Genomic DNA, 5054 nt, shown 5'->3' with positions numbered 1-5054 from the left:
CCCCACCCAATCGCCCCACCCTCGACCTGCCCGGCGCGATCCTGGTAACCGGCGGCCTGTTCTGCATCGTCTACGGCTTCTCGAACGCCGAACGCCACCCGTGGGGCGCCCCAAGCACCTGGGGGTTCCTGCTGGTCGGTGTCGTGCTCCTTTTCGCCTTCGTGTGGTGGCAGATGCGCGCACGCCAACCGCTGCTGCCCTTGCGCGTGGTGGGCGACCGTGACCGCGGCGCGTCGTTCCTCGCGATGTTCATCTCGGGCGCGGGCATGTTCGGCGTGTTCCTGTTCCTGACCTACTACCTGCAACGGACGCTGCTGTACTCGCCGGTGAAAACCGGCCTGGCGTTCCTGCCGATGGTTGCCGTCATCATGATCGTGTCGGTGACCACGACGAACGTCCTCGTGCCGCGCTACGGCGCGAAGCCGATCGTCCCGACCGGCATGCTGCTGGCCGGCGGCGCGATGGCGTGGCTGACGGCGCTCGACCGCAACAGCACCTATGCGGCCCATGTGCTGCCTCCGCTGCTCATGCTGGGTGTCGGCCTGGGCATGATTTTCGCCACCGGTATGAACCTCGCCACGGCGGGCGTCAAACCCCGCGACGCGGGCGTGGCCTCGGCGATGGTGAACACCTCGCAGCAGGTCGGCGGCTCCATCGGCACATCACTGTTCAACACCCTGGCCACCAGCGCCGCGACCCGATACGCGGCGGGCAAGCCGCCGTCCGCCGCGGTCGCCGCCCAGGCACAGTTGCACAGCTACTCGGTGGCGTACTGGTGGGCCGCCGGGTTCTTCGCCGTCGGCTTCCTGGTCACCTTGCTGCTGTACCGGCGCGGTGTGCCGGCGAGCCTGTCCGACCCGACCGCCATGGGCACCGCGGTGTGACAGGCGCCGGGGCGACGGCCGCCGAACGAGAGCGGGTCAGCGGTAGGCGTACAGGCGGCGCGGCCGTATCCACATCGCGGAACCCCCCTGCGGGCAGTTGGTGCCTACAGCTACCGTTTCGTCATGGCACCGAACGGCAAGGACACGACCGGTCCCACACCGCCGGTGGTCGCGGCTCTCGACGCGGTCAGCGTCCGCCGGTACACCACCGGGCAGGTGATCCTCGACGACATCGACTGGACCGTGCGCTCCTGCGAGCACTGGGCGCTACTGGGCGCCAACGGCGCCGGCAAGACGACCATGCTCCGATTGATCGGCGCCCTCATGCACCCGACGACCGGTTCGGTCGAGGTGCTCGGCCACCGGCTGGGCCGGGTCGACATGCGTGAGCTGCGCGCCCACATCGGTCTGGTGTCCTCCGCGCAGAAGGTTCCGCAGGACGCGACCGCGCACACCGTGGTACTGACCGGCCACACCGGCACCGTGCAGCCGCTGTGGCGCAAGTGCGACGACGATGCGCGGGAGCGGGCGCACGCCCTGCTGGCCGAGTTGGAGATCAAGGAACTCGCCGACCGCGCCTTCGGCGTGTGCTCGGGCGGCCAGCGGGCGCGCATCCTGGTGGCGCGGGCGCTGATGGCCGATCCGTCGCTGCTGCTGCTCGACGAACCGTTCAACGCGCTCGACCTCCCCTCGCGCGAGGACCTCATCGACGCCATGCACCGGCTCGCGACCATCCGCACCGCTCTGGCCACGATCACCGTCACCCACCACCTGGAAGAGCTGTCACCGGCGATCGGCCACGTGCTGCTCCTCAAGGAAGGCCGGGTGCTCACCGCCGGTCCCGCCGGAGACGTCCTCACCGCGGAGTGGATGAGCGAGTGCTTCGGCCGGCCGATCGAGGTCAGCAGGCACGAAGGCCGGTGGCTGGCCCGCTCAGGGCGCCGCTGACCGCCTGCGGGGCCCGGGATGCTCCCTGTAGTCGAGTTCGGGACGAAAGAGCTGCAGACGGCCGCTCAGCCGCCTGCGGCGGTTGCTCAGCGTAGCCAGGGCAGGTCCGCTCCCTGCGGGTGGTTCAGGCCGTCGGCGATGATCCGGGAGATCTCCGCGAGTTGCTCGACCTGTTCCGGGGTGAGCCGGTCGAAGATCGCCGTGCGGACCGCGGTGACGTGCCCGGGCGCAGTGCGCACCAGTTCGTCGTACCCGGCGTCGGTCAGCACGGCGAGCTGCCCTCGGCGGTCGGAGGGGCAGTTCTCGCGGCGCAGCCAGCCGTTGCCTTCCAGGCGGGCGACGGCGTGCGAGAGCCGGGAGCGGGTGATTTTGGTCCGCTCGGCGAGTTCGGTCATCCTCATCCGGCGCTGGGGCGTCTCGGAGAGTGTGCTGAGCAGCGCGTAGTACATGTGTGGCATGCCCGCGTCCCGCTGGAGCTGACGGTCAAGATGGTCTTCCAGCAGGGTTGTGGCCTGCAGGAAGGCCCGCCAGGTCGCCTGCTCGTCTTCGGTCAGCCACTTCATGGGCCCATCGTAGAGGGGCATCCTTGAAGATTCAATAAAAGCGAATTATCGGGTGTGATGCTCATCACTTATGCGCGGGAAATATCCGGGGATCGACTCCCCGTTTAACCAGGCGTGTGCAAACGGGGAGGGCCTCCGTTTCGCCGCAGGCCCTCATGGGCCTACTGACACGGGGATCCAGACCGCCGAAAGGAGCTTGGCCGTGACGCTGGACATCGGCACCACCGCCAAGCCGCGCACCGCGAGGCTGCGTGCGGACGCCACCCGCAATCGCGAGCGGATCGTGAACGCCGCCCGCGAGGCGATCGTGGAGTTCGGCCCCGACGTTCCCCTGGACGAGGTGGCGCGTCGCGCCGGCGTCGGCAACGCCACGCTGTACCGCCACTTCACGGATCGCACCGAGCTGGTCCGCCAGGTCGCCCTGTCGGTGATGGCCCGTACCACGCAGCGCGCCGAGGACGCCCTCTCCGAGGAACCCGACGCCCTCTCGGCACTCCAGCGGTTCGCCTTCGAGGCCGCCGAAGAGCGGATTGGTGCCCTGTGCCCCATGGTGTCATCCGCGTTCGACCGCGCTGAGCCCGTGGTGGAGTACGAGGTGCGCCGCATGGAGCGCGCGATCACCGCGATCATGGACCGGGCCCAGTGCTCCGGCCAGATACGCGGCGACATCGCGGTCGGCGACCTGATGGTCGCGCTGACACAGCTCACCCGGCCGCTGCCGGGCACCGGCTGCATCGGCTTCGACCGCTTCGTCCGACGCCACCTGCAACTCTTCCTCGACGGACTGCGCGCCCCCGCGCGGTCGACACTCGAGGGGACCGCCGCGACCCTGGAGGATCTGCAAGGCTGCCATTAACCGTTCGCTTGTCACCCTGGGCGGGTACTAGCGTGGGCGACTTCGCCGCGCCGTTGATCACGCCACGGATCACGACCCGCACGCAACGGCCAGCCATTACGGCGGCCGACCGGCGTCACAGAAGACCGCTCGTCCCCCCTCGTGCGCCGGAACCGGGTTGAGGACGCCGATCCGCACCTGGACCACTTGCTGACACACGTCCCCACGTCCTGTCACTCCGCGACTCGTTTTGTGAGACCACTCATGCCTGAACAGCTCCAACCTGATCCGAAGCGCTGGACAGCGCTCATATTTATCGCGCTCGCCCAGCTGATGGTCGTGCTCGACGCGACCGTCGTGAACATCGCGCTGCCCTCCGCCCAGAAGGCGCTGGGCATCTCCGACGGTAATCGCCAGTGGGTGATCACCGCATACACGCTGGCCTTCGGTGGTCTGCTCCTGTTCGGTGGCCGTATCGCCGACCTGTGGGGGCGCAAGAACGCGTTCGTCGTCGGCCTGCTCGGTTTCGCGGTCGCCTCCGCCATTGGTGGCGCCGCGGTCAACCCGGCCATGCTCTACGGTGCCCGCGCCCTGCAGGGTGCGTTCGGCGCGCTGCTTGCGCCCGCCGCACTGTCGCTGCTCGCGGTCATGTTCACCGACGCCAAGGAACGCGCGAAGGCGTTCGGCGTCTACGGCGCGATCGCCGGTGCCGGCGCGGCCGTCGGCCTCATCCTCGGCGGCGTCCTGACCCAGTACCTGAACTGGCGTTGGGTGCTCTTCGTCAACATCGCGTTCGCCGTGGTCGCCGTCATCGGCGCCGTCACGTACATCCATGAGCCCGCCAAGGGCCGCAACCGCAACCGTCTGGACGTCCCGGGTGTGGTCCTCGCGAGCGCCGGCCTGATCTCCCTCGTCTACGGCTTCAGCCGCGCCGAGGCAGACGGCTGGACCTCCAGCGTGACGATCGGGCTGTTCGTCGCCTCCGTGGTGCTGTTGTCCGCGTTCGTCTTCGTCGAGTCGCGAGTCCGCGCAGCCTTGCTGCCGCTGCGTGTCGTCACCGACCGCAACCGCGGCGGTATCTACCTCTCGCTGGGTCTCGCCGTCATCGGCATGTTCGGCCTGTTCCTGTTCCTGACCTACTACCTTCAGCAGGTCAAGGACTACTCGGCGCTCAAGTCCGGTTTCGCCTTCCTGCCGATGGTCGGCGGCATGGTCGTGGGCTCCACCCAGATCGGTGCGCGGCTGATGCTGCGGGTCCGTCCTCGGCTGCTGATGGCGCCCGGCTTCCTGGTCGCCGCAATCGGTATGGCCATCCTCGCCCAGATCAAGGTCGACTCAAGCTACGCCGAGGTGCTGCTGCCCGGTCTGATCCTCATGGGCCTGGGCATGGGTACGGCGTTCATGCCTGCCATGAGCCTGGCGACGTACGGGGTGCGGCCGGAGGACGCCGGTGTGGCGTCCGCGATGGTCAACACCTCGCAGCAGGTCGGCGGCTCCATCGGCACCGCGCTGCTGAACACCCTGGCGGCCAGTGCTACCACCTCCTGGGCCACCAGCCACATACACAGTGCGGCTGACAAGAAGAACCCGCTGCTGATCAACGAGGGTGCGGTCCACGGCTACTCCGTCGCCATCTACGTGGCGATGGGCATCCTGCTCGCGGCCTCGGCCATTGCGTTCACCTTCCTGAACGCCGGTGTCCAGAACACGGGCACTCGTGCCGACGGCGACGACTCCGTCGAGGAAGTCGCCATCCCCGTCGTCGCACACTGACGCTCAACCGTCGCGCTGCAGGCTCCTGCGCGTAAAGGGCAGGTCCCCGCC

The 5054-nt window shown here is 68.6% G+C and carries 5 protein-coding genes; 4 read left to right on the top strand and 1 reads right to left on the bottom strand.

What is annotated here, in order from left to right; genetic code table 11:
• Both AC13HU_RS31775 and AC13HU_RS31770 read left to right on the top strand, forming a co-directional pair.
• On the top strand, window positions 1-884 hold an 884-nt coding region (locus tag AC13HU_RS31775; protein WP_483045439.1), incomplete at its 5' end, for an MFS transporter.
• A gap of 123 nt (window positions 885-1007) precedes the next feature.
• Window positions 1008-1832: an ABC transporter ATP-binding protein gene (locus AC13HU_RS31770; RefSeq protein WP_483045438.1), complete on the top strand. Its 825-nt coding sequence runs from the start codon at window positions 1008-1010 to the stop codon at window positions 1830-1832.
• A gap of 86 nt (window positions 1833-1918) precedes the next feature.
• Here AC13HU_RS31770 and AC13HU_RS31765 read toward each other — a convergent pair whose 3' ends face one another.
• Window positions 1919-2395, bottom strand: a complete 477-nt coding sequence (locus tag AC13HU_RS31765; protein WP_483045437.1) for a MarR family winged helix-turn-helix transcriptional regulator — start codon at window positions 2393-2395, stop codon at window positions 1919-1921.
• A 196-nt stretch (window positions 2396-2591) separates the two neighbouring features.
• Here AC13HU_RS31765 and AC13HU_RS31760 point away from each other — a divergent pair, with 196 nt between their 5' ends.
• Together AC13HU_RS31760 and AC13HU_RS31755 are read left to right on the top strand one after the other, a co-directional pair.
• The gene (locus tag AC13HU_RS31760) at window positions 2592-3251 is read left to right on the top strand and encodes a TetR/AcrR family transcriptional regulator (RefSeq protein WP_483045436.1); all 660 of its coding nucleotides are present in this window, start codon (window positions 2592-2594) and stop codon (window positions 3249-3251) included.
• A gap of 243 nt (window positions 3252-3494) precedes the next feature.
• A complete protein-coding gene (locus AC13HU_RS31755; protein ID WP_483045435.1) occupies window positions 3495-5003 on the top strand; it encodes an MFS transporter in 1509 nt (502 codons plus the stop codon).
• Window positions 5004-5054 lie beyond the last annotated feature (51 nt).

The organism is Streptomyces sp. NH27, assembly GCF_056859195.1.
This window is presented reverse-complemented; position numbering and strand designations above follow the sequence as displayed.